A 23,638-nucleotide genomic window follows, 5' to 3' on the forward strand; every position below is an offset into this window, starting at 1 on the left:
GGCCGGCGTGCCAGCGGCGGCGTTGCGCGTACCCATTGGGCTCGCGTCCCGCGCGGCGGCGCGCGTATGCGTGGCCGCGGCGGTATCGCCAGCGGCGTCATACCCAACGGCGGGCGCGGCGCTGATGGTGCCGCGCAGGTTGCCTGTGGACGCAGGCGCGGCTTGCGCGATCGCGGCCGCGGCTTCGGCCGAAAACGCGGTCGGCAGCCACAGTGTGAAGACGCTGCCGCGGCCGGGCTCGCTGACCACGCCGATACGCCCGCCAAGCAGACGCGCGAATTCACGCGAGATCGACAGGCCGAGACCGCTGCCGCCGTAGTGGCGGCTGGTCGACCCATCCGCTTGCTGGAACGCGTCGAAAATCATCTCGAGCTTGTCCGCGGGGATGCCGATGCCGGTATCGCGCACGTCGATGCGCAGCGCGCCGGGTTCGTTCGCGAAGATGTCGAGCGCGACTTCACCGTGCTCGGTGAACTTCAACGCATTCGACAACAGGTTGCGCAGAATCTGCGCCAGACGCTGCCCGTCGGTCACGATCGTGTCCGGCACGCCGGGCGCGCGCTGCGCGGTGAACTTCAGATGTTTCGTCGCGGCCATCGGCTCGAACATTTCGCGCAGCGACTGTAGCAGCGCATCGACCGGCACGTTCGCCGGCTCGATCGTGAGCTGCCCGGCCTCGACCTTCGACAGATCGAGGATGTCGTTGATCAGCACGAGCAGGTCGCTGTTCGATGCGTGGATGGTTTCCGCATAGCGCACCTGTTCCTCGCTCAGGTTGCCGGTGCGGTTTTCCTGCAGCAGTCTTGCGAGGATCAGCGAGCTGTTGAGCGGCGTGCGCAGCTCGTGCGACATGTTCGCGAGGAATTCGGACTTGTAGCGGCTCGACTGCTCGAGCCGAGCGGCGTTCGCGGCGAGTGCGTCCTGCGCCGAGAGCAGCTCCGCTTTCTGCCGTTCGAGCCGCTGCGCGTATTCCTCGAGCTGCACATTGGTCTGTTCGAGTTCAGCCTGTTGCGCTTCGAGCCGCGATTGCGAGTCGACGAGTGCGCGGCCGCGTTCTTCGAGTCCTTCATTCGATACGCGCAGCTCTTCCTGCTGCACCTGCAATTCCTCGTTGAGCTGCTGGGTCTCGGCGAGCGCATCCTGCAGACGCTCGCGATACAGGGCGGCCTCGATAAAGTCGCCCATGCTGTTCGACACCAGTTGCAGGAATTCCTGATCGCGCGCGGACGCCGGCCGCATGAAACCCAGCTCGACAATACCGTTGACCGCGCCGTCGTTTTCGATCGGCTGCACGATCACGCTGGTCGGCGTGCTTGCGCCGGTGCCGGATACGACCTTGATGTAATTGTCGGGCACCTGGTGCAATACGATCGGCCGATGCGAAGCAGCGGCCTGGCCAACGAGGCTTTCGCCATCATGGAAATTGCGCGTGCCCTGTTCGCTTTCCGCGCTGAAGCCGTATGTCGCGATGCGCCGCAATTCGCCATTGATCCGGTCGCGCACATAAATCGCGGCGACCATGACGTCCATGTACTGCGCGAGGGACTCGAGTATCGCGCGTCCCACGAGTGGCGGCGTCGCCTGGCCGACCACTCGCTCGGCGAGGAGCCGCTGGCCTGAGCGCAGCCACACCTGTTGCTGCAACTGCTCCGTATGCGCAACCTGCTGCTGCAGTACGGCGTCGTAACTGCCGGACAGGGTCAGCAGATCGCGGCGTCCGCGAAACGCGAGCAGCGCGGCGAGGCACACGCTGAACACGAGGAACACCGCGACGGTGGTGCTGGTCAGGCTGCGCGCCGCGTCCGAACGCTGCTGCCGCAGACTTTGCTCGACGGTCAGAAATTCGGCGAAGATCCGGCGCGTCTCGTCGAACTCGGCTTTGCCGCGCCCATTGGCGACCGCGTCGGTGACGTCCTGATGTTTGCGCTTGAGATCGATCATCTGCTGCGCGTACGCATTCCAGCGGGACTGGATGGTTTGAATGCGCTGTAGCCGGTCGATTTGCGGCGGATTGTCCGATACCAGGCCGGTCAGTTCGGCGATCTGCGACTCGAAGCGCGGCTGGCCGACCTGATACGGTGCGAGAAACGCGTCGTCACCGGTTAGCAGAAAGCCGCGCAGCGCCGATTCGCGATCGACCGCGAGGCGCATCAGTTCATTCGCATCGCCGATCACGCGCTCGGAGTGCTCGACCCAATTGACCGTCGACACGAGGTACGCGATCAACGCGACGAATACGGCGACCGTAGCGAGCCCGACGCCGAGCGGCAGCGCGATGTTGCGCCGGATGATGCGCCGGAAATGGGTCTGATCGACGGTCGCGACGGCCGCCGTCTGGTGGGGCTTTCCGTCTGCTTGTTCTAGTGGAGTCGGCATGTTTGACTGGAATAGCTGGGCTGGTCGAATTGTCGTCTACCGGGGCCGGATGTCGCAATGCGACGGGCAAGCGCGCCCTCGGCGCGTCGGCAGTATCACATAGACGCCTTGCCGGCGTGCATTGGGAGCGCAGTTGGCGCGAAGTGTCACGGACGCACCGGCGGCGAGCTTACGGGATGAAATATCCGGCGGCCCAGGCCAGGTCAACCCAAGCCGGCTCAGGCCGGACGGCACCGGTTCAGCGGAAACGGGCGGGCGCCAACCTGCGCAGACGGCACGACGCACGGCCGCAGAGAATACGCTGCGCCGCGCGAATGGCCTCCCGGTACTGCGTAACCCCGTCGTCGCTCTGTGGCGCGTGATGGTGTCATGTGGGCGTCACTGGCCCGAACTTTGGCCCACCCCCGCCTTCTTCTGTGCGTTCTGCAAGTCTTCCGGGTAGTTCGGATCGTTGCCTGTCGGGTGCCAGCCGGCATCTTCGAGCTTCTTGAGTTCGGCATTGCGTTGGGCGCGCGCTTCCTTGCGAGCCTGTTTTTGCGCCGCCTTGCGCTGCGCTTTGGTCGGGCTTGCGGCCATGGGCGCGGCCGGCTGGACCGCATTGCCGCCTTGCGTGCCGTCGCTGGTCGCATCCTGCGCGACGGCGGCCGTCGCCGTGGCGGCCGCGAGTGCCGCGGCTGCGAGCAGCGCGGCCAGCCTGGGGAGAGGCAAAGTCTTCATCTGCAACCTCCTGTTGTGCTTATCCGTCTTGCGAATGTGCCGCGCTCACTTGCCGTCATGCGTGCCGTTATCCGACGACGACGACTGGAACATCTTCTTGCACGGCGGCGACAATTGATCATAGTGCTGTTTCATGCATGCCTCGATCTTGTCCTTGTTCGGAATTTCCGATGAGCAAAGGCGGAACGCGTCGCTGCGGCATGCCTTGTCTTCCTCGTCTTGCGACGCGGCGAAAGCAACGCTCTCCATGGCAATGAATGCCAGCAGTACAGCGAAGAATTGTCGTTTCAACATCGTGTCCTCACGAAAACGGCGGGTCGATCTTCCGCTAAGCTGACAAGAGCAAAAAGCGAACCCGGTCGTGCGGCAGCGCAGCGACGCGACGATGCGCATCGGCAGACAAGCGGGTGGGACATCATCAGCGTGCGATCGGCGAGCGACCGGTACAGGCTTGACGACGCATGAGCAAACTACGGGCAACGCACGATACGCATGCTATGCTTGCTCAGCCCCGGCGGGCTGGACTCCGCGTGCCAGCTCCCGACGGAAGGCCGCAACCGGCTCCGCGCATAAAGTCCGCCCTCGAGCGGCTTCGAATACAAACGGCAATGGACTATCGGCACCTGCAGAAACGAAAAAGCATGCACGCGACGATCGTGCAGGAACTCGGCATCGAGATCGTCAGCGGGCGCTTGGAGCCGGGCGCGCGGCTGCCGGCCGAGGCCACCTTGTGCGAACAGTACGGCGTCAGCCGCCCGGTGTTGCGTGAGGCGACGCGCGTGCTGGTCGCCAAGGGGCTTGTCATTTCGAAGCCGCGCGTCGGCAGCATCGTGCGCGCACGCGACGAATGGCACATGCTCGACCCGGACGTGCTGTACTGGACGCTCAATAGCATTCCCGAAGGCGAGTTCTTCCGTGCGCTGATGACGGTGCGCCGCATCATCGAACCGGCTGCCGCCGCGCTCGCGGCCACGGCCGCCACTGAAGAGGACCTCGTCCGGATCGGTTCCGCGTACGACCAGATGGAACATGCGCAGAGCGCCGGGGCGCTGCTTGCGCCCGACCTCGAGTTTCACCGCGCGATCATGGCCGCGACGCACAACGACATGCTCGCGTATATCGGCAACATGATGTCGCTGGCGCTATCGGAGTCGATCAAGCTGACCAGCCGTCATCCGGACACGCATGCGTTGTCGCTGCCGCGTCACAAGGCAATCCTGACGGCCATTCTGAACCGCGATGCGCTCGGCGCGCGCCAGGCGAGCCTTGTGCAACTGGAGAACGCGCGGGTGGACGCCGATTCGATTCTCGGCCTGGCGGGGCGCGGGCTCAGCTAGGCAGCCGGCGCGCGTCGCAGAAGTGGTTGCCGGCGCAACCTTCGCGCCGGCTTGATCCAGCAAGGAGAACGGGCCTCGCGGCCCGTGCGCATGCTCAGTGCGCTCAGTGTGAATGCGACGGCACTTCCGCGCCGCGGCAGCCGACGAGGAAGTCGAAGTCGCAGCCTTCGTCCGCCTGCAGCACGTGCTCGACATACAGGTTCCGATAGCCGCTCGCGTCCTTCGGGTTGAGCGTCTGCGCTTCCTTCCATTCGGCGAGACGCGCGACCATTTCCTTCTCGTCGATATCGACATGCAGCCGGCCGGCATCGCAATCGAGTTCGATCCAGTCGCCGTTGCGCACCACGGCGAGCGGGCCGCCCGCGCGCGCTTCAGGCGCGACGTGCAGCACCACCGTGCCGTATGCGGTGCCGCTCATGCGCGCATCGGACACCCGCACCATATCGGTCACGCCCTGCGCGAGCAGCTTCGGCGGCAGGCCCATATTGCCGACTTCAGCCATGCCCGGGTAGCCCTTTGGACCGCAGTTCTTCATCACGAGCACCGAATCGGCGGTGACGTCGAGATCCGGGTCGGCGATGCGCTTCTTGTAGTCGTCGAAGTTCTCGAACACGACCGCGCGGCCGCGGTGCTTGAGCAGCGCGGGCGTGGCCGCCGACGGCTTGAGCACCGCACCGTTCGGCGCGAGATTGCCACGCAGCACGCACAGGCCGCCGTCTGCGACGAGCGGTTTGTCGAGCGGGCGGATCACTTCGTCGTTGTAGTTCGGCGCTTCCTTGACGTTGTCCCACAGCGACTTGCCGTTGGCGGTCAGCGCGTCCGGATGCGGCAGCAGGCCCGCTTCGCCGAGGCGGCGCAGCACGGCCGGCAGGCCGCCCGCGTAATAGAACTCTTCCATCAGGAAGCGGCCCGACGGCTGCAGGTCGACGACGGTCGGCGTGCCGCGTCCGATGCGCGTCCAGTCGTCGAGCGACAGGTCGACGCCGATGCGGCCGGCGATCGCCTTCAGGTGAATCGCCGCGTTGGTCGAGCCGCCGATTGCCGCATTCGCGCGAATCGCGTTTTCGAACGCTTCGCGCGTGAGCAGCTTCGACAGGCGCAGGTCCTGCAACGCCATTTCGACGATGCGCATGCCGGATAGATGCGCGAGCACGTAGCGGCGCGCGTCGACGGCAGGAATGGCCGCGTTGTGCGGCAGCGTCACGCCGAGCGCTTCAGCCATGCACGCCATGGTCGACGCGGTGCCCATCGTGTTGCAGGTGCCGGCCGAGCGCGACATGCCCGCTTCGGCGGACATGAACTCATGAATGGAAATCTTGCCGGCCTTCACCTGCTCGGAGAGTTGCCACACGACGGTGCCCGAGCCGATATCGCGGCCATGATGCTTACCGTTCAGCATCGGGCCGCCGGTCACCAGAATGGCCGGCACGTCGCAGCTCGCCGCGCCCATCAGCAGCGCGGGCGTGGTCTTGTCGCAGCCGGCGAGCAGCACGACCGCGTCGAGCGGATTGCCGCGGATCGATTCCTCGACGTCCATGCTCGCCAGGTTGCGCGTGAACATTGCGGTGGGCCGCAGGTTCGACTCGCCGTTCGAGAACACGGGGAATTCGACCGGGAAGCCGCCCGCTTCGTATACACCGCGCTTCACGTGTTCGGCGAGCTTGCGAAAGTGCGCGTTGCACGGCGTGAGTTCCGAGAACGTATTGCAGATGCCGATGATCGGCTTGCCTTCGAATTCGTGGTCCGGAATGCCCTGGTTTTTCATCCAGCTTCGGTACATGAAGCCGTTCTTGTCAGCCGTGCCGAACCACTGGGCCGAGCGGAGCTTGCGGGGTTGATCAGTCATGTCGTTCCAATCGGATTTTTGTCAATATAGTAAGACTATATTCGATGCCGCGCGCCGGTGCCAAGCTAAGCTGTAGCAAGACTTTTCGCTGTGGCGGCGCGGGGCGGATTCTGGCGCGTCTACGCTGATGACAGCCGTATTACGTGCCGCATATCGAGAATTTACCCGTTCTGGCGGACAAATAGAATGACTTTTTATGCGTCGAGAATGGGGGAAAACACTAATCACTAGACGAAGCAGTCGCGCATATAGTTTGGCTATTCGAAAATGCGCCGGTTTGCGCACAGCAGAACAACAGGAGTCTCACATAGTGGCCAATTCGCCTCGCTTCTCCGGTCTTTTCCCCGTCGCGCCAACGCCGTTTACCGCATCGGGCGAACTCGACCTCGACGGCCAGCGGCGTGTGATCGACTGCATGGTCGATCAGAAAGTGGACGGCATCTGCATTCTGGCGAACTACTCCGAGCAGTTCGTGCTGACCGATGCGGAGCGCGACACGCTGGTGGACCTGTGTCTCACGCACACCGCCGGCCGCGTGCCGGTGATGGCCACCTGCAGCCACTTCAGCACGCAGATCGCGAGCGAGCGCGCAAAGCGCGCGGTTGCCGCGGGCGCGAGCATCATCATGGTGATGCCGCCGTATCACGGCGCGTCGCTGCGGGTCGATGAAAACGCGATGTACGAGCATTTCGCCCGCATCGCCGACGCAGCCGGCGTGCCGGTGATGATTCAGGACGCGCCGCTGTCCGGCGTGGCGCTGTCGGTGCCGTTCCTCGTGCGCATCGCGCGCGAACTGCCGCTCGTGCGCTATTTCAAGATCGAAGTGCCGGGCGCGGCGGCGAAGCTGCGCGCGCTGATCGCCGCCGGCGGCGATGTGATCGAAGGCCCGTTCGACGGTGAAGAAGCGATCACGCTGATGCCCGACCTCGATGCGGGCGCAACCGGTACGATGTCGAGCGCGCTGCTGCCGGACCTGATCCGTCCGGTGTTCGACGCGTTCCGCGCCGGGCGGCGCGACGAAGCGCGCGCGGGCTATGCGCGCATCCTGCCGCTGATCAATTATGAAAATCGCCAGTGCGGGTTGCGTGCCACTAAAACCGTCATGATGGAAGGTGGCGTGATCAGGAGCGATGCCGTGCGTCATCCGCTCGAAGCGCTGTCCGGCGCGACCCGCGCCGAACTGCTCGAACTCGCGCGCGAAGCGAACCCGCTCGCGTTGCGCTGGGGCCATTGACCGCATAACCCGATATGAACAGAAAACTTTCGATCGCCATCGTCGGTGTCGGCAAGATCGCGCGCGACCAGCATCTGCCCGCGATCGCGGGGCTCGACCGCTTCGACCTGGTGGCGTGCGCAAGCCGCAATGCGACGGTCGAAGGCGTGCGCAACTATCCAGGCATCGACGCGTTGCTGAAGGGCGAGCCCGAACTCGACGCGGTGTCGCTGTGCGCAACGCCGCACGTGCGCTTCGACCAGGCGCGCGCGGCGCTCGAGGCCGGCAAGCACGTGATGCTCGAAAAGCCGCCCGGCGCGAGCGTGCATGAAGTCGAGGTGCTGCGCGAGATGGCGCGCGCCGCGGGCCGCACGCTGTTCGCGACGTGGCATTCGCGTTACTCGCCGGCTGTCGAAGTGACGCGCGAATACCTCGCGAAGCATGCAATCCACTCGGTTCACGTGCGCTGGAAAGAAGACGTGCGGCGCTGGCATCCGGGCCAGGAATGGATCTGGACGCCCGGCGGGCTCGGTGTGTTCGATCCGGGCATCAACGCGCTGTCGATCGTCACGCGCATTCTGCCGCGCGAAATCATCCTGAAGTCGGCCGCGCTGTCGGTGCCGTCGAACCGCCAGACGCCGATTGCCGCCGAACTCGATTTCAGCGACGAGCAGGGCGTGCCCGTGCATGCGTCGTTCGACTGGCGATATGGTCCGGTCGAGCAGTGGGAAATCGAAGTGGAGACGAGCGGCGGCACGGTGCTTCTGACGGAAGGCGGCAAGCGCCTTGCGATCGCGGGCAAGCCGGTCGATCTCGCGCCGGAGCGCGAATATCCGGCGCTGTATGAGCGTTTTCAATGGCTGATCGACCACGGCGAGCAGGACGTCGACGTGCGGCCGTTGCGCCTCGTGGCTGACGCGTTCCTGCTCGGCAGCCACCATGCGGTCGAGCCGTTCGAAGACTGAGCAGTAAAAACCACGTAACGAGAGAGAACGCGGCGCTGCGTGCACCGAGGGGCATCGACGTGCGCAAGCAGGCCGCAAATAAACGATTCAATCCACATCTACGGTTCAACGACTTTACCAAGGAGACACGCATGACCAACCCGATTCGCCGCCTGACGCTGTCCGCGCTGGTTGCCACGCTGTGCGCGGCGCCGCTCGCGCTGCCGCTCGCCGCACATGCCGATGCACCGCTGAAAATCGGCGTGCTCGTGAAGATGCCGGAGCAGGCATGGTTCATCAATGAAGAGAAGGCAGCGACCGCGCTCGGCCAGAAGGAGGGCTTCTCGGTGGTCAACATCGGCACGCCGGACGGCGAGAAGGTGCTCGCCGCGATCGACAACCTCGGTGCGCAAGGCGCGCAAGGCTTCGTGATCTGCCCGCCGGACGTGCGTCTCGGACCGGCCATTCAGGCGCGTGCAAAGCGCTACAACATGAAGTTCGTCACGGTTGACGATCAACTCGTCGACTCGACCGGCAAGCCGCTCGCGGACGTCCCGCATCTGGGCATGTCGGCGTTCAAGATCGGCAATCAGGTGGGCCAGGCGATCACCGACGAAATGAAGAAGCGCGGCTGGAAGCCGGAAGAAGTGGGCGCGATCCGCATCACCGACTATGAGCTGCCGACCGCGAAGCTGCGCACCGACGGCGCGTCCGCCACGCTGCTCGCCAACGGCTTCAAGAAGGACAACATTTTCGACGCGCCGCAAAAGACGACGGACGACGAAGGCGGCTTCAATGCGGCGTCGCCGGTTCTGTCGAAGCACCCGAACATCAAGAAGTGGGTGATTTTCGCGCTGAACGAAGAAACGGTGCTGGGCGGCGTGCGCGCGACCGAGCAGTTGCATATCCCGGCATCCGACGTGATTGGCGTCGGCATCAACGGTGCGGGCGAAGCGTTTGCCGAGTTCCAGAAGAAGGAACCGACGGGCTTCTACGGCACGATCGCGGTGAGCTCGACGAACCACGGCAAGGAAAGTGCACAGAACCTCGTCGACTGGATCAAGTCGGGAAAGCAGCCGCCGGCTGACACGCAGACCACCGGCAAGCTGATGACGCGCGACAACTGGAAGGACGTGCGTACGGATCTGGGTATTTAAGTGTGTGTCGCGCGAGGCCGCTGCGCTGACGGACCGGCCTCGCGTCGAGCGCAGTACTGCGGGATGCAACAACGGAAACATGCACGATGACGGTCAATGCTGAAACAGGCGCGCCGCACATGCGGCCGCGTACCGAGGCAGGCACGCACCTCGAGCTCGACGGAATCTCCGTCAGCTTTCCGGGCGTGCTGGCGCTCGACAACGTGTCGTTCGAAGTGCGCGGCGGGGAAGTGCACGGCCTGATGGGCGAGAACGGCGCGGGCAAATCGACGCTGCTGAAGGTGCTGTCGGGCGTGAATCAGCCTGCGTCGGGCGCATTGCGCCTCGCGGGCGTCGAACACAGGTTCACGACCACCAAGGCGGCGATCGAGGCCGGCATCGCGATCATCTACCAGGAGTTGCATCTCGTCCCGGAACTGACGGTTGCGGAAAACCTGATGCTCGGGCAACTGCCGAACCGCTTCGGCGTGCTCGATGAAAAAGCGCTGGTCAAGCGCGCGATGGACGAGCTCGAACGCCTGGGCGAATCGATCGACCCGAATATGCAGGTCAAGCGCCTGTCGATCGGGCAGCGGCAGATGATAGAGATCGGCAAGGCGCTGATGCGCGATGCACGCGTGATCGCGTTCGATGAGCCGACCAGTTCGCTGTCCGCGCGGGAAACGGAGAATCTTTTCAGAATCATCAATGCGTTGCGCGCGCAAGGCCGCGCGGTGATTTACGTGACGCATCGGATGGATGAAGTCTACGAACTGTGCGACCGCGTCACGGTGTTCCGTGACGGGCGTCGCATCGAAACGTTTGATTCGGTTGCAGACCTCGACCGCGACCGGCTGATCAGTTGCATGGTCGGCCGGTCGATTCGGGACGTGTACGGCTACCGGCCGCGCGCCGCCGGCGAAGTGCAGCTCGATGTGAAGGGGTTGCTCGGGCCGGGGCTGACGGAGCCGGTGTCGTTCACCGCGAGGAAGGGCGAGATTGTCGGCTTCTTCGGGCTGGTCGGCGCGGGGCGCTCCGAACTGATGAAACTGATTTACGGCGCGGTAGCGCCGAGCGCGGGACATATCGAACTGAACGGCAAGCGTGTCGCGTTCTCGACGCCGCGCGACGCAGTGCGCGCAGGTATCGCGCTGTGCCCGGAAGATCGCAAGCAGGAAGGCATCGTCGCGATCGCGTCGGTGGCCGACAACCTGAACATCAGCGCGCGGCGCCATTTCAGCGCGGCGCGCTTCCTGTTGAACGCGCGGCGCGAACGCGACCTGGCGCGCGAGTATATCGACAAGCTGTCCATCAAGACCCGCAATACCGAAACGGCGATCGGCACATTGTCCGGCGGCAATCAGCAGAAGGTGATCCTGTCGCGCTGGCTGGCGGAGCGCATCGACGTCTTTCTGCTCGACGAGCCGACCCGCGGCATCGACGTCGGCGCGCGCTCCGAGATTTACGAGCTGCTCTATGAGCTTGCGGAAGCGGGGCGCACGGTCGTCGTCGTATCGAGCGACCTCGCTGAAGTGATCGGCATTGCCGATCGCGTGCTGGTGATGAAAGAAGGGCGCGTTGTCGGCGATCTGCCGAAGGCGCAGGCCACACCCGACCAATTGATCAAACTGGCTCTGCCGCATTGAGCCGCTGACAGCAACGGCGCGCGGTTCACTGCGCGCGACTGGATGAAGATGACCATGCAAACTCCGACCACCCAAGCCACCCGTTCAGTTCAGCCTGGCGCGGCGTCGCACGCCGCGCGAACGTGGGATCTGATCAACAAGTCCGGCATCGTGATGGTGTTTATCATCCTGTTCGCGGTGCTGTCGGTGAGCGTGCCGGACTTCCTGACGAGCCGCAACATGCAGGGCCTGTTGCTGTCGGTCACGCTGATCGGCTCGATCTCGGTGACGATGATGTTCGTGCTCGCGCTCGGCGAAGTGGACCTGTCGGTCGCGTCGATCGTCGCGTTCTCCGGCGTGGTCGCGTCGACGCTGATTACCGCGACGCACAGCGTGATACTCGGCGTCACGGCCGGCGTGCTCGCGGGCGGCGCGGTCGGCCTCGTGAACGGCGTGCTGGTCGCGCGCTACAAGATCAACTCGCTGATCGTCACGCTCGCGATGATGGAAGTGGTGCGCGGTCTCGCGTACATTACGTCGAACGGCGACGCAGTGATGATTTCCGAAGAGCGCTTCTTCGATCTCGGCGGCGGTTCGTTCCTCGGCATTTCGTATCCGATCTGGAGCAACATCGTCGGCTTCGTGCTGTTCGGCTTTCTGCTGCGCAAGACGGTGTTCGGCAAGAATGTGCTCGCGGTCGGCGGCAACGGTGAAGCGGCGCTGCTCGCCGGTCTGCCGGTGACGCGTATCAAGGTCACGGTGTTCGTGTTGCAGGGGCTCGTGACCGGCTTCGCCGGCGTGATGCTCGCGTCGCGGATGAGCCTGGGCGATCCGAAGACGTCGGTCGGCCTCGAACTCGGCGTGATTTCGGCATGTGTGCTGGGCGGCGTGTCGCTGACCGGCGGTGTCGCGACCATCTCCGGCGTGCTGGTCGGCGTGCTGATCATGGGCTCGGTGCAGGATGCGATGAGTCTCCTGAACGTGCCGACTTTCTATCAGTATCTGATTCGCGGCGGCATTCTGCTGCTCGCGGTGCTGTTCGACCAGTTCCGCCGCAGCCGCCGCAAGGTGTGATGGTTTGAGCGAACCCGCTGGCGTCGGCGAGCGGCGGGCTGAGGTGAGCGTTTTCGGGAGCGAGTGCCGCGGCACTCGCTTTTTGTTTGGAGGTGGCGCAAAGGCCGCTTTTCGTGGCGGATTTAGCGCGATTCGTGTGCGGTCGGCCGGGCGCGTGCGTGGCGAAGGTGAGCGTTTTCGGGGGCCTTCTTCATTCTTGCCAGCCGCAATCGATCGATATCCTTTACGACGCTGTCAAACAACCGGTTCGGTCTTCAGGTTCACCCGCTTTCTGGACGCAAACTTCCTCGTCAGATACGCGCGTACCGGTTCCTCGATCAGTTTGGTGGCGATGATGGATACCGCCACTGTGAGCGCGACCGCCAGCGCGATCGCCTGCGTCGGATGCTGCTCGCTGTCGGGAAAATACAGGAATACGAGCCTGCCGATCGGGAAGTGCAGGCAGTAGACGGGGTACGACATCCAGCCGAGAAAATGCGCAAGCTTCGCGCTGAATTGCCCGCTCGGTTCGATGTCGGCGCCGCGATAGACCATCAACGGCGCGACGAAAAAGATCACCGCCATCGGAAAAAGGCCTTTGATGCCGAACGGGAAGGCCGTGGCCACGGCGAACAGCAGATACAGCACGATGTCGTTGCGCAAGACGACGGAGATCGCTTTGCCGAATTTCAGCGGGGTCCGGTTTTCGTGCAGCGAGTAGATCAGCACGCCCATCGTGAATCCGTAGGCAACCCGAATAAAGCCGGCGAAAAAATTACGGGTTCCCCAGCCCGCGCCAAAAAACACCGGTATCGCCCCCTTATTCTCGACACCGAGCAATACACCGGTCGCGAACAGCAATATGGCACTGCCGACGATCACCTTGATCAGATCGCGCCGTTGCAGGCGGATCAGCACGAGTAGCGCGACGCTCGCCACCATTTCGAAGAACAGCGACCATGCGGACGGATTGGCCGGAAAGATTTCGCCGACGGTGTATTTCTCGACCGGTAGCTGCGCGGCTGCGCTGACCATATTCGCGGTGCCGTGGTCGCCGAGATACGGCATGAACAGCAGATTGTTCAGCGTCGCCGCGATGATCGAACGCAGCGGGTAGTTCGAGAGTCCTGCGGCCGCGACGGCCAGCAGCGCCGGAATGCCGATGGCCATCGAAATGGCGAACATCGGATAGAGCCGGATGATGCGTTTGCGGATGTACTCACGGGCGCTCAGGCCCAGCAGGAGCTTGTTCCTGTACGAGTGCATCAGCACGAAGCCGCTCAGCATAAAGAACAGATCGACGGCGAGATCCGCGTGCTTGAATAATGAGTGGGGCGTATTTTGCGAAAAATGCGTCAGCATGACGCTGATGGCGGCCACACCACGCAATCCATCCAGTACGTCGTAGCGCTTTTCTCGTCCTTGTTCCATGTGTCGGTCCGTTGTACCGGCATCGGCGCCGCGTGAACGCAAAAGCCCAATTGTTCGACGGCACCGCAAGCGGTTGAAGAAATGCGTCTGTTGACGCTACAACGAATGACCGGCAAAAAAAACGGTTTGGCCTGCCGAAAAAAATTCGGCGGCAGGCAATGGCTGAAAAAATTCGAAAGGCATGCTTTTCAGCGGACTTTGAAGGGCCTGCTGAATGCCACGTCGGAAGGTGTTACCGGCCCCGGCCTAAGGCAGTTCTCTGAGATCCGCCGTCGGCGATGCGCCGAATGCATCGCTCAGCACGTAGTCGATCATTTTTACCGCCGCAGCCTGCGGCGCGGCCAGCGTGCCGGTACGCTTGTATTCGACGAACCGTTCGCGCATCGGAAACCGGTCGACGCTGGTTTCGCGAATCTGCGCCTGCATGTCCGTGTCGAGCCTACCGGGCGCAATGCTGCAAATGCGCAACGCGCGATTCGAATCCAGCGCGACTGAACGCGCGTGGTGATCGAGCGCCGCCTTGGTGGCGCAATAGACGCTCCAGCCCGCATACGGATTGCGTCCGGCGCCGCTCGAGATATGGATGATGCGCCGGTCCGCCGCGCGCTCACTGGCGTTGGCCACAGCGCTCGCCAGCATCAACGGTGCAGCGACATTCAGGATCACCGACCGTGCGACGGCTGCTGGCTCCTGCGCATCGAACGGCCCGATCGGCTGCATGACGCCCGCGTTGTTGAACAGCAGCACGCGCTGCGCATCGCCGATAAACCGGCGCAGATGATTGCCGCCCAGCCACTGCGCGAGCTGTTCGCTGTCGGCGAGATCGAGTGCGGCCTGTTCGAACGGCGTGCCGTCGCGCGATGCCAGCGTCGCATGCGCGCGGCGCGACAGGCCGAGCACCGCGATGCCGCGCGCGAGCAGCGTGTCGGCGAGGGCTTCACCGAGGCCGCGGGTATGGCCGGTAATAATCGCGCGAACGGCAACGGAAGCGTCGGTGGCAGGCATCAGGGAACCCCGTGAAAGTTGGTTGTCAATTCATATTATTTTCTCATGCAATGTTGAGCATTGCGTGCGCGTCATAGCTCGTTGGGCGTCGCGCCCTTCGCGCCCACCGGTCAACTATTTTTGAACCGCTCGCGATACTGCATCGGTGTTGCGCCAATGCGCTTCGTAAACACGATGCGCATCCGGTCGGCCGTGCCGAACCCGCAATCGTAGGCGATCGTCTTCAATGCGAGATTCGTGCTTTCAAGCAGTTTGCGCGCGGCGTCCATTCGCGCGCGTTCAATGAACTCGTGTGGCGTGATGTCGGTTTCCTGCACGAACACGCGCGCGAAGTTGCGCGCGCTCATCCCCGCGACATCCGCAAGCTGCTTCACCGTGAAGCTTTCGCTGATATGCGCCATCACATGCGTCTGAACTTTGGCGACCGGTGAAGTCTCATCGGCCGGCGCGGTCAGATACGGGCTGAACTGCGACTGCCCGCCCTGGCGCTGCGAGAACACGACGAGCCGTTTCGCGACCGCGAGCGCGACTTGCGGACCGTGGAATTCGCTCACCAGCGCGAGCGACAGGTCGATCCCCGCCGTCACGCCTGCCGACGTGACAAGACGTTCGTCGCGCAGATAGATGCGATCGAAGTCCACGCGCGCGCGGGGAAATTGCGCGGCGAGTTGCGCGGCATGCTGCCAGTGCGTGGTGACGTTGCGCTCGTCGAGCAGGCCCGCATGGCCGAGCGCGAAGGCGCCGGTGCAGATCGAGCCATAACGTGCGCAACGCTCCGACGCATCGCGCAGCCAGTCCAGCAACCGTGCATCGGGCGCAAGCTCCGGCAACGCGGGGCCGCCCGCAACCAGCGCGAGATCGAAGCCGTGCCGCGTCTCGTCGAAGGTTGCGTCGGCGGTTAGCGACATGCCGTTCGATGCGCGCATGACGCCCGCATCCGCGGCGAGCAGGGTGACGTGATAGTGGTCCGCGGCGTCGACAAACCGGTTCGCCTCGGCGAATACGTCGACCGGTCCGGCAACGTCGAGAGCTTGCACGCCCGGAAAGATCGCAATCGCGACGCTCGGCATCGATTCTTCTCCTCGTTTGATCGGCCCGCCACGCATTGGCAGCGGACGTCGTATGTCTGGCAGCGTTAAGCGGCGCGCCACGATTGTATGGGGCGCATGGCTCGTCAATACTGAAGCCCACACCACCCCTTTTCCCGTTTAAGGAGCGCACCATGAAGCAGGATATCAAACCCGTTTTCGAATTACGCGAACAGGTATCCGCGGTTGAGAAACAGAGCGCGAGCGAGCATCGCGACTGGCTCGTCGATCAGGCATTGATGGACACCTTTCCGGCGAGCGATCCGGTTTCGCTGAGCGGGATCGATTGAAGGCGGCGGGATTGGCCCGCAGCGTGACGGGAGCCGGTTTTCTGCCAGGCCTTCGCACGGCCGTGAAGACCGAACCGTAAGCCTGCTGTGCGAAGCGATGTGGCCGCATGCGTAATGTGCAGTGCGCAAAACGCGCTAGTGTCGGCCTGATTTGCACGCTTGCCAGCACCTTGAGCCGCATCGCGGCAAAATACGGACCGGCTCCCACTTCCCGCTTTTGCGCACCGACCTATGGTTTTGAAGAACCTGCTGAGACGACTCGATCTCACGACGCTTCAGTTATTCATCGCCGTCTACGAGGAAGGCACGCTCACGCGTGCTGCCGAACGCGAAGCGATCGCGATCTCGGCGGCGAGCAAGCGGCTGCTCGAACTGGAACAGGCGGTCGGCGCCACGCTGTTTCAGCGCACCGCACGCGGCATGACGCTCACGGCGGCCGGCGAAACGCTGCTGCATCACGCGCGGCGTGTGATGCGCGACGTCGAGAATATCGGCATCGAACTCGCGGGTCATGCGAGCGGCGTGCGCGGTTACGTGCGCATGATGGCGAATCTTTCGGCGATCGTCGAATTCCTGCCGGAGGATCTGCGCGCCTTTCTCGCGGTCAACGAGCAGATCAAGATCGATCTCGAAGAGCGGCCGAGCGGCGGCGTCGTCGAGGCGGTGGCAGACAGTCTCGCGGACCTCGGCATCTGTTCGGGCGAAGCCGATACGCGCGGCCTGCAGGCCACGCATTATCGGCGCGATTCGCTGGTCGTCGTGATGCGCGAAGACCATCCGCTCGCCGGCCGCGAGCGCGTCACGTTCGCCGAAACGCTGGACAGCGACCACGTCGGCCTGCATTCGGCGAGCTCGATCAATGCGCGCACGCATATGGCGGCGCGCCAGGCGGGCAAGCCGCTGCGGCTGCGCATCCACGTGCCGGGCTTCGATGCGGTCTGCCGGATGGTCCAGGCCGATATGGGCGTGGGCGTGCTGCCGGCGAATGTTTTTCAGATCATGGGCAAGCCGCTTGGTCTCGTCGCCGTTAAGCTGGAAGACGAATGGGCCGAACGCAGTCTGGTGATTGTCGTGCGCGACGCGGGTGCGCTTTCGCCCGTTGGCCGGTTGCTGTTCGACCATCTGCGCGCGGTCGAAAGCGCGGCGTGATGTGGCACCGTGACCTTTCGCGTATCGCGAAAGGTCATTGGTGAATGGAGGGTGGACGCTGTATCCGCGTGGCTTCTAAGCTGTCTTCCAATGGGTTTTCAAGCATTAAAGGAGACAGCATCATGAGTGGTCCTCTCTCGGGTATTCGCGTTGTCGAGATCGGAACATTGATCGCCGCGCCATTCGCCGCACGGCTTCTCGCTGAATTCGGCGCGGAAGTCATCAAGATCGAAGCGCCCGACGGTGGCGACCCCCTTCGCAAATGGCGCAAGCTGCATGAGGGCACGTCGCTCTGGTGGTATCTCCAGTCCCGCAACAAAAAATCCATCTGCGTGAATCTGAAGTCGGCCGACGGCGCCGACGTCGTCAAACGGCTCGTTGCCGACGCCGACATCCTCGTTGAAAACCTCCGCCCGGGTGCGCTCGAAAAGCTCGGTCTCGGCTGGGACACGCTGCACGCAATCAATCCGAAGCTCACGATGGTCCGTATCTCCGGCTACGGCCAGACCGGTCCGTACCGCGACCGGCCGGGCTTCGGCGCGATCGGCGAATCGATGGGCGGCATCCGCTACACGACCGGCGAGCCGGACGGCGCGCCGGCCCGCGTCGGCATCAGTCTCGGCGATTCGCTCGCGTCGCTGCATGGCGTGATCGGCGCGCTGATGTCGGTGCTGCGCGTGAAGACCGGCCAGGGCGAAGGCCAGGTGGTCGACGTGTCGCTGGTCGAGAGCGTGTTCAATCTGATGGAAAGCCTCGTGCCGGAATACGACCTGCTCGGTCACGTGCGCGAGCGCAGCGGCGGCGCGCTGCCGGGTATCGCGCCGTCGAACACGTATCGCACCGAAGACAACGCGTACGTCGTGATTGCCGGCAACAGCGATCCGATCTTCAAGCGGCTGATGCAGGTGATCGGCCGCCCCGACCTCGCCGACGATCCGGCGCTGGCGCGCAACGACGGCCGCGCCGCGCAAAGCGCGATGCTCGATGCGGCGATCACCGCCTGGACCTCGCATCATTCGACCGAAGACGTGCTGGCCGCGCTCGAGCGCGCCGACGTGCCGTCGGGCCGCATCTACTCGGTCGCGGATATCGTCAACGATCCTCACTATCAGGCGCGCGACATGTTGTTGCGCGCGCAACTGCCGGGCGGCGCATCGGTGAAGATGCCGGGCATCGTGCCGAAACTGTCCGACACGCCGGGCGAAGTGCGCTGGAGCGGTCCGGCGCTCGGCGAGCACACGGACGGCGTACTCGCCGACCTGGGCTTCGCGCCTGACGACATCGCGCGGCTGCGCCGCGAAGGAGCCGTGCAATGAGTGACGTTCAATACGACAAGCTGATCGTGCAGGAAGTCGCGCCGCGCGACGGCCTGCAAATCGAAAAGACGTGGGTCGATACGCCCGACAAGGTCGCGCTGATCGACGCGTTGTCGACCGCGGGTTTCTCGCGCATCGAGGCAGGTTCGTTCGTGTCGCCGAAAGCGATTCCGGCGCTGCGCGACGGCGAGGCGGTGTTTCATCAGATTCACCGCAACCCGGAGGTGATCTACGTCGCGCTCGTGCCGAACCGGCGCGGCGCGGAGCGCGCGCTCGAGTCGCGTGCCGATGAGCTGAACCTCGTGATGTCCGCGAGCCAGACGCACAACCTCGCGAACATGCGCATGACGCGCGATCAATCGCTCGCCGCGTTCGCGAAGATCGTCGAGCTCACGCGCGGCACGGCGGTTACGCGCAACGGCACGGTCGCGACGACGTTCGGCTGCCCGTTCGAAGGCAAGATCGACGAAGACCTCGTGACGTCGATTGTCGACCGGTATCTCGAACTCGGCATGCAGGGCATCACGCTGGCCGATACGACCGGCATGGCGAATCCGCGTCAGGTCGCGCGCATCGTCAAACGCGTGCTGGGCCGCATTCCCGCCAGCGCGTTGACGCTGCACTTCCACAATACGCGCGGCCTCGGCCTCGTCAACGTGATGGCCGCGTACGAAGTGGGCGCACGCCGGTTCGACGCATCGCTCGGCGGTCTCGGCGGCTGTCCGTTCGCGCCGGGCGCGTCGGGCAACATCTGCACGGAAGACCTCGTGAACATGTGCGACGAAGTCGGCATTCCGCACGGCATCGATCTCGACAAGCTGATCACGCTGTCGCGCACGCTGCCCGCGCTGCTCGGCCATGAGATGTCGGGACAGGTGGCGAAGGCCGGCCGCAACAAGGACCTGCATCCGGTGCCGGACGGCATCGTGTGCATGTGAAACGCACCGCACCGCACGCTGCACAGAGTCAACCCCGTTCGAGCCGTTGAAGACCGATCCGAAACAACCCCACACACAACACGCACGACCGGGACGCGCAAGCTGAATCCGGCACGGAGACGCAAATGAGTGATCTAGGCGCAATCGCATCAGAGCAACCGGCAACCAGCATCCAGGATGCGGCGGACATCATCCGCAAGGTCGCATGGAGGCTGATGCCGCTGATTATGGTCTGCTACCTGTTTGCGTTCTTCGACCGGATCAACATCAGTTTCGCGAAGTTCCAGCTGCAAAGCGATCTCGGCTTTTCGAATACTGCTTACGGCCTCGGCGCGAGCCTGTTCGTGGTCGGCTACGTGATCTTCGAAGTGCCGAGCAATATGCTGCTCTTCAAGGTCGGCGCGCGCCGCTGGATTGCCCGCATCATGATTTCGTGGGGGCTCGCCACCGCGGCGATGGTGTTCGTGCACACCGAGTGGCAGTTCTACGGCCTGCGTTTTGTGATCGGCGCGATGGAAGCGGGCTTCGCACCCGGCGTGCTGTATTACCTGACGCTGTGGTTTCCGGCGAGCTTCCGCGGCCGCATCACGTCGCTGCTGTTTCTCGCGTCCGCATTCTCGGGACTCGTCGGCGCGCCGATTTCGGGCCTCGTGCTCGGGCATATGGACGGCGTGTACGGCATTCGCGGCTGGCACTGGCTGTTCCTGCTCGGCGGGCTGCCTTGCATCGTGCTCGGCCTGCTCGTGCTGAAAGTGCTGAAGGATCGTGTCGCGGACGCCGGCTGGCTGACGCAGCAGGAAAAAGCGTACCTGTCGAGCCAGATCGAAGGTCAGACGCAGCAGAAGCATCACAGCCAGTCGTTCGGCGAGGCGATCCGCACGCCGGGTTTCCTGACGCTCGGGTTCGTGTACTTCCTGATCCAGGTCGCGTCGTACGGGCTCAACTTCTGGGCGCCGCAATTGATTCGCAGCGCGGGCACGCACAATCCGACGATCATCGGGCTGTTGACCGCGATTCCTTATATTTGCGGCGCGCTGTGCATGGTGGTGGTCGGACGTCTGTCCGATGCGACCGGCGAGCGCCGCAAGTTCGTCGCGGGCCTGCTGCTGATGGCGACGATCGGCTTCTTTGCCGCCGGCATCTTCGACAAGCAGACGGTGTTTCTCGTCATCGCGCTTGCGGTGATGGGCGCGGGTGTGGTCGCGTCGATTCCGGCGTTCTGGGCATTGCCGCCGAAGCTCGTGAGCGGCGCGGGTGCGGCCGGCGGTCTCGCGCTGATCAATACGTTGGGTCAAATCGGCGGCATCGTGAGCCCGGTCATGGTCGGACGGATTCGCGACGTGACCGGCAGCACCACGCCGGCGCTCTATGCGATCGGCTGCATGAGCCTGCTGTGCGCGGCGATCCTGATGTTCGGCCTGCCCGAAGCGCTGCGCAGGAAAGACCACACGACGAAGTGAAGGTGGCGCGCGCGGTGGTGGGCCCACGCGCTGCCGCCCGCCGTCAGTCGATCAATCAAAGATCTCGCTACCCGGCGACGCCCAACGCAGCGCGATAAACGATCGGCGCCGCGCCGACGGCCTCGCGAAAGCGATGACTGAAGTGGCTCGCGTTTGCGTACCCGCATCGCGCGGCGATGTCCGCAAGCGGCAGCGTCGTGGTGCGCAGCAGTTCGCGCGCGCGTTCGATGCGCTGTTGGGCGATCCATGCGTGCGGCGGCAGTCCGTACGACACTCTGAACATCCGCGACAGGTGATACTCGGATAGATTCGCGACATTCGCGAGTTCGCCTAGCGTGAGCGGCTGGGTGAGGTGCGTGTCGATGTAGTCGCGCAGCCGCCGGCGCGTCGCCACCGCGAGGCCGCCCTTGAGGGCCGCGCCGGCGCGGCTCACACCCTGTGAGCGCAGCAGCAGCGACAGCACCTCGTGCGCGGTTTCGTTCGCGCGCAAGCGTCCGTCGGCATCATCCCACTGGCCGTTCACGAGCGACTGGCACAGGCTCGCGATACGCGCATCTTCGAAGTACGTCCGGTCCGCGAGGGTCAGCTCGCGCGGCTCGCGATCCAGTTCGCGAATCGCGCGCTGCGTGAAATGCTCGGGCAGGAAATATAGATGCAGGAAATGCATGTGACCGCGCACCCACCAGCGCGATTCATGCTCGCCGGGCAGTGCGCAGAGCCGGCTCGGCGCGCCGTAGCGGCCCGGCATCTTCTGCCGCTCGGTCCGATGGCCGCCATCGAGATAGCACGACAGGGTGTGATGGCCGGGCTGCTCATAAACGGTTTCCGCTTCCTTCGTCTCGCGGGTCCAGACCGCAACGGCCAGCTGATCGCCAAGCCATGCGAAACGGTCGAGTGTCGCGTCGGACACGGCCAGCGTATGGCAAATCGACTGGATGCCGAACGGCGGATCCGACGGTTCGGCGGCGGCAATGGCGGCGGCAGCAGTGGCGGGGAGCGCAGAAGATTCCACGGTGGGCAACGCAACGGTGGCGAGTAGCGGTTTCGGCACGTGTGATCGAACGGTGACAAGGCGCAGTATAAGGCTCGCGGCGCTCGCGCCCGTGCGGGCGCCGGCGAAATGCGCAATTCCAGACAAGTGGTCCGGCATGGCCTGCCGCATAGTCGAGCACCGACTTCCTGACGCAGGCGCTTTCGATGAATCTGCTGCTTTATTCGCTCACCGTGCTGATCTGGGGCACCACATGGATCGCGATCAAATGGCAACTGGGCGATGTGCCGCCGCCGGTGTCGATCGCATACCGCTTCTGGCTCGCCGCGGCCGTGCTGTTCGCGCTGCTCGCGGTGATGCGCCGGCCGATGCGCCCGCCGCGCGAGGCGTGGCGATATCTCGCGGCACAGGGGCTCACGTTGTTCTGCTTCAACTTCCTGTGCTTCTACTATGCGGAGCGTACCGTCCCGAGCGGTCTGGTCGCGGTCGTGTTCTCGATCGCGCCATTGTTGAATTCAATCAACGGCCGGCTGTTTCTCGGGCGTCCGCTGCAACCCGCGGTGATTGCGGGCGCGCTGCTCGGCATTGCCGGCATCGTGTGCCTGTCGCTGCAGCAGATTAGCGGGCATTTCGGCGATCACGCAGTCTGGCTGGGCTTCGCGATCGCGTTCGCGGGCACGCTCTGTTTTTCGGCCGGCAGTCTGCTGTCGAGCCGCATGCAGGCGCTGGGTTTGCATCCGCTTGTCACCAATAGCTGGGCGATGTTGATCGGCGCGGCGGTGCTGACCGTCGGCAGCGCGCTCGCGGGCCTGTCGTTCGCGCCGCAAACCGATGCACGGTATCTCGGCGCGCTCGTCTATCTGGCGGTGCCGGGTTCGGTGGTCGGATTCACCGCATATCTGACGCTGGTCGGCAGAATCGGGCCGGAACGCGCCGCGTATTGCACGGTGCTGTTCCCGTTCGTTGCGCTCACGGTATCGACGGTGTTCGAGGGCTATCGCTGGTCGGCGTTGGCCGTGCTCGGGCTGGCGCTGGTCGCGCTCGGCAACCTGGTCGCATTCGGTGCGGTGCCGCGGCTGTTCATTCGGAAAAGCAGCATTCTGTAGCGCCGTCACTCACGTGCGACGGGCAACCGCGGGCAACGATGTGTTCGTCGCGGAAATCCGCATGCGGAAGATTCGCGTGTACGGCGCGAACATTGGACAGGAAGTCGGATACATGACGCCGGGCGACGCGATGAAGGGGCAACGCGGGGCTGGTGTGGCCCGGTGTGTGACTCGCTGTGAGGCCCGGTGTAAAGGCCGCTATGTGGCCTTTGGTCGCGCCGATCGATGACGTACCGTGTGGTCGCGCGCGTGGACGACTGCGCGCGATCGGTATATAACGAAAACAGCCTCTTCGATCAACGATAGACCAACGGAAACGGCACACCACCATGACCGGCGATGTTCCTGACAAACAACCGCAGAATCGGCCAGAAGGCGATGGCGCGCCCGATATCGAACACCTCGATGCCGCAGTCACGCACGTGGGTGAAATGGTCTCGTCCGGCAACATTGCGGCGAGCGCGGCGCGCGGCATTCTGTACAGCCTGATCGAGACGCTCGGCACGCTGGTCGGCGACCCCGACCTGCCCGAGCATGCACGCTCGGGCTATGAAGGGTTGCTCGAGACGGCGCGCGAATTGCGCGCCAAGGTCGAGCACTGATCAACGGTCGCGCGG

At 64.1% G+C, this 23,638-nt stretch carries 21 protein-coding genes; 13 read left to right on the plus strand and 8 right to left on the minus strand.

Going from position 1 to position 23,638, the window contains the following annotated elements; genetic code table 11:
- The 3 genes from HV675_RS17445 to HV675_RS32870 form a co-directional block, all read right to left on the minus strand.
- Nucleotides 1-2,376 (minus strand): CHASE3 domain-containing protein (locus tag HV675_RS17445; RefSeq protein WP_175112183.1); only part of this gene is annotated, 2,376 nt, incomplete at its 3' end.
- A 378-nt stretch (nucleotides 2,377-2,754) separates the two neighbouring features.
- Complete coding sequence (locus HV675_RS17450; RefSeq protein WP_175112184.1) at nucleotides 2,755-3,093, minus strand: DUF4148 domain-containing protein; 339 nt, start codon at nucleotides 3,091-3,093, stop codon at nucleotides 2,755-2,757.
- A gap of 45 nt (nucleotides 3,094-3,138) precedes the next feature.
- Nucleotides 3,139-3,486 carry a hypothetical protein gene (locus HV675_RS32870; protein WP_343056799.1) on the minus strand — a complete coding sequence of 116 codons (348 nt, stop codon included), beginning with the start codon at nucleotides 3,484-3,486 and terminating at the stop codon, nucleotides 3,139-3,141.
- 215 nt (nucleotides 3,487-3,701) lie between these two features.
- Between HV675_RS32870 and HV675_RS17460 the strand changes: the two genes are divergently transcribed.
- Nucleotides 3,702-4,430 (plus strand): FadR/GntR family transcriptional regulator, encoded by a 729-nt coding sequence (locus HV675_RS17460; protein WP_175112185.1) that lies wholly within the window; start codon nucleotides 3,702-3,704, stop codon nucleotides 4,428-4,430.
- Nucleotides 4,431-4,533: 103 nt separating this feature from the next.
- On the opposite strand, the gene HV675_RS17465 is transcribed toward HV675_RS17460, so the two are convergent.
- The gene (locus tag HV675_RS17465; protein WP_175112186.1) at nucleotides 4,534-6,276 is read right to left on the minus strand and encodes an IlvD/Edd family dehydratase; all 1,743 of its coding nucleotides are present in this window, start codon (nucleotides 6,274-6,276) and stop codon (nucleotides 4,534-4,536) included.
- 310 nt (nucleotides 6,277-6,586) lie between these two features.
- On the opposite strand from HV675_RS17465, the gene HV675_RS17470 reads away from it, so the two are divergent.
- From HV675_RS17470 to araH, 5 genes are all read left to right on the plus strand, one after another.
- Nucleotides 6,587-7,510, plus strand: a complete 924-nt coding sequence (locus HV675_RS17470; protein WP_246270349.1) for a dihydrodipicolinate synthase family protein — start codon at nucleotides 6,587-6,589, stop codon at nucleotides 7,508-7,510.
- A gap of 14 nt (nucleotides 7,511-7,524) precedes the next feature.
- The gene (locus HV675_RS17475) at nucleotides 7,525-8,454 is read left to right on the plus strand and encodes a Gfo/Idh/MocA family protein (protein WP_175112188.1); all 930 of its coding nucleotides are present in this window, start codon (nucleotides 7,525-7,527) and stop codon (nucleotides 8,452-8,454) included.
- Between the two features lie 131 nt (nucleotides 8,455-8,585).
- A complete protein-coding gene (locus HV675_RS17480; RefSeq protein WP_175112189.1) occupies nucleotides 8,586-9,590 on the plus strand; it encodes an arabinose ABC transporter substrate-binding protein in 1,005 nt (334 codons plus the stop codon).
- Nucleotides 9,591-9,676: 86 nt separating this feature from the next.
- Nucleotides 9,677-11,215 (plus strand): L-arabinose ABC transporter ATP-binding protein AraG, encoded by a 1,539-nt coding sequence (araG, locus tag HV675_RS17485; protein ID WP_377700704.1) that lies wholly within the window; start codon nucleotides 9,677-9,679, stop codon nucleotides 11,213-11,215.
- Nucleotides 11,216-11,269: 54 nt separating this feature from the next.
- Nucleotides 11,270-12,268: an L-arabinose ABC transporter permease AraH gene (gene araH / locus HV675_RS17490; protein ID WP_175112190.1), complete on the plus strand. Its 999-nt coding sequence runs from the start codon at nucleotides 11,270-11,272 to the stop codon at nucleotides 12,266-12,268.
- 234 nt (nucleotides 12,269-12,502) lie between these two features.
- Here araH and HV675_RS17495 read toward each other — a convergent pair whose 3' ends face one another.
- The 3 genes from HV675_RS17495 to HV675_RS17505 form a co-directional block, all read right to left on the minus strand.
- Nucleotides 12,503-13,678, minus strand: a complete 1,176-nt coding sequence (locus tag HV675_RS17495; RefSeq protein WP_175112191.1) for an acyltransferase family protein — start codon at nucleotides 13,676-13,678, stop codon at nucleotides 12,503-12,505.
- A 246-nt stretch (nucleotides 13,679-13,924) separates the two neighbouring features.
- Complete coding sequence (locus tag HV675_RS17500) at nucleotides 13,925-14,683, minus strand: SDR family oxidoreductase (RefSeq protein WP_175112192.1); 759 nt, start codon at nucleotides 14,681-14,683, stop codon at nucleotides 13,925-13,927.
- A 110-nt stretch (nucleotides 14,684-14,793) separates the two neighbouring features.
- A complete protein-coding gene (locus tag HV675_RS17505; protein ID WP_175112193.1) occupies nucleotides 14,794-15,753 on the minus strand; it encodes a GlxA family transcriptional regulator in 960 nt (319 codons plus the stop codon).
- Nucleotides 15,754-15,905: 152 nt separating this feature from the next.
- On the opposite strand from HV675_RS17505, the gene HV675_RS17510 reads away from it, so the two are divergent.
- The 5 genes from HV675_RS17510 (at nucleotide 15,906) to HV675_RS17530 (ending at nucleotide 20,924) form a co-directional block, all read left to right on the plus strand.
- Complete coding sequence (locus HV675_RS17510; protein WP_175112194.1) at nucleotides 15,906-16,061, plus strand: hypothetical protein; 156 nt, start codon at nucleotides 15,906-15,908, stop codon at nucleotides 16,059-16,061.
- A gap of 231 nt (nucleotides 16,062-16,292) precedes the next feature.
- A complete protein-coding gene (locus HV675_RS17515) occupies nucleotides 16,293-17,210 on the plus strand; it encodes a LysR family transcriptional regulator (RefSeq protein ID WP_175112195.1) in 918 nt (305 codons plus the stop codon).
- Nucleotides 17,211-17,332: 122 nt separating this feature from the next.
- Nucleotides 17,333-18,526 carry a CaiB/BaiF CoA transferase family protein gene (locus HV675_RS17520; protein ID WP_175112196.1) on the plus strand — a complete coding sequence of 398 codons (1,194 nt, stop codon included), beginning with the start codon at nucleotides 17,333-17,335 and terminating at the stop codon, nucleotides 18,524-18,526.
- On the plus strand, nucleotides 18,523-19,464 hold the full coding sequence (locus HV675_RS17525) for a hydroxymethylglutaryl-CoA lyase (protein ID WP_175112197.1): 942 nt from the start codon (nucleotides 18,523-18,525) through the stop codon (nucleotides 19,462-19,464). Before HV675_RS17520 ends, HV675_RS17525 begins: the two co-directional genes overlap by 4 nt.
- A 125-nt stretch (nucleotides 19,465-19,589) precedes the next feature.
- Nucleotides 19,590-20,924 (plus strand): MFS transporter, encoded by a 1,335-nt coding sequence (locus HV675_RS17530; RefSeq protein ID WP_175112198.1) that lies wholly within the window; start codon nucleotides 19,590-19,592, stop codon nucleotides 20,922-20,924.
- A 67-nt stretch (nucleotides 20,925-20,991) separates the two neighbouring features.
- On the opposite strand, the gene HV675_RS17535 is transcribed toward HV675_RS17530, so the two are convergent.
- The gene (locus HV675_RS17535; protein WP_484555889.1) at nucleotides 20,992-21,897 is read right to left on the minus strand and encodes a helix-turn-helix domain-containing protein; all 906 of its coding nucleotides are present in this window, start codon (nucleotides 21,895-21,897) and stop codon (nucleotides 20,992-20,994) included.
- A 224-nt stretch (nucleotides 21,898-22,121) separates the two neighbouring features.
- On the opposite strand from HV675_RS17535, the gene HV675_RS17540 reads away from it, so the two are divergent.
- Together HV675_RS17540 and HV675_RS17545 are read left to right on the plus strand one after the other, a co-directional pair.
- The gene (locus HV675_RS17540; RefSeq protein WP_175112199.1) at nucleotides 22,122-23,021 is read left to right on the plus strand and encodes a DMT family transporter; all 900 of its coding nucleotides are present in this window, start codon (nucleotides 22,122-22,124) and stop codon (nucleotides 23,019-23,021) included.
- A 329-nt stretch (nucleotides 23,022-23,350) separates the two neighbouring features.
- Nucleotides 23,351-23,623 carry a hypothetical protein gene (locus tag HV675_RS17545; protein ID WP_175112200.1) on the plus strand — a complete coding sequence of 91 codons (273 nt, stop codon included), beginning with the start codon at nucleotides 23,351-23,353 and terminating at the stop codon, nucleotides 23,621-23,623.
- Nucleotides 23,624-23,638: the final 15 nt, after the last annotated feature.

It is taken from the genome of Paraburkholderia solisilvae (genome assembly GCF_902859875.1).
In the GTDB taxonomy this organism is placed as follows: Bacteria; Pseudomonadota; Gammaproteobacteria; order Burkholderiales; family Burkholderiaceae; genus Paraburkholderia; species Paraburkholderia solisilvae.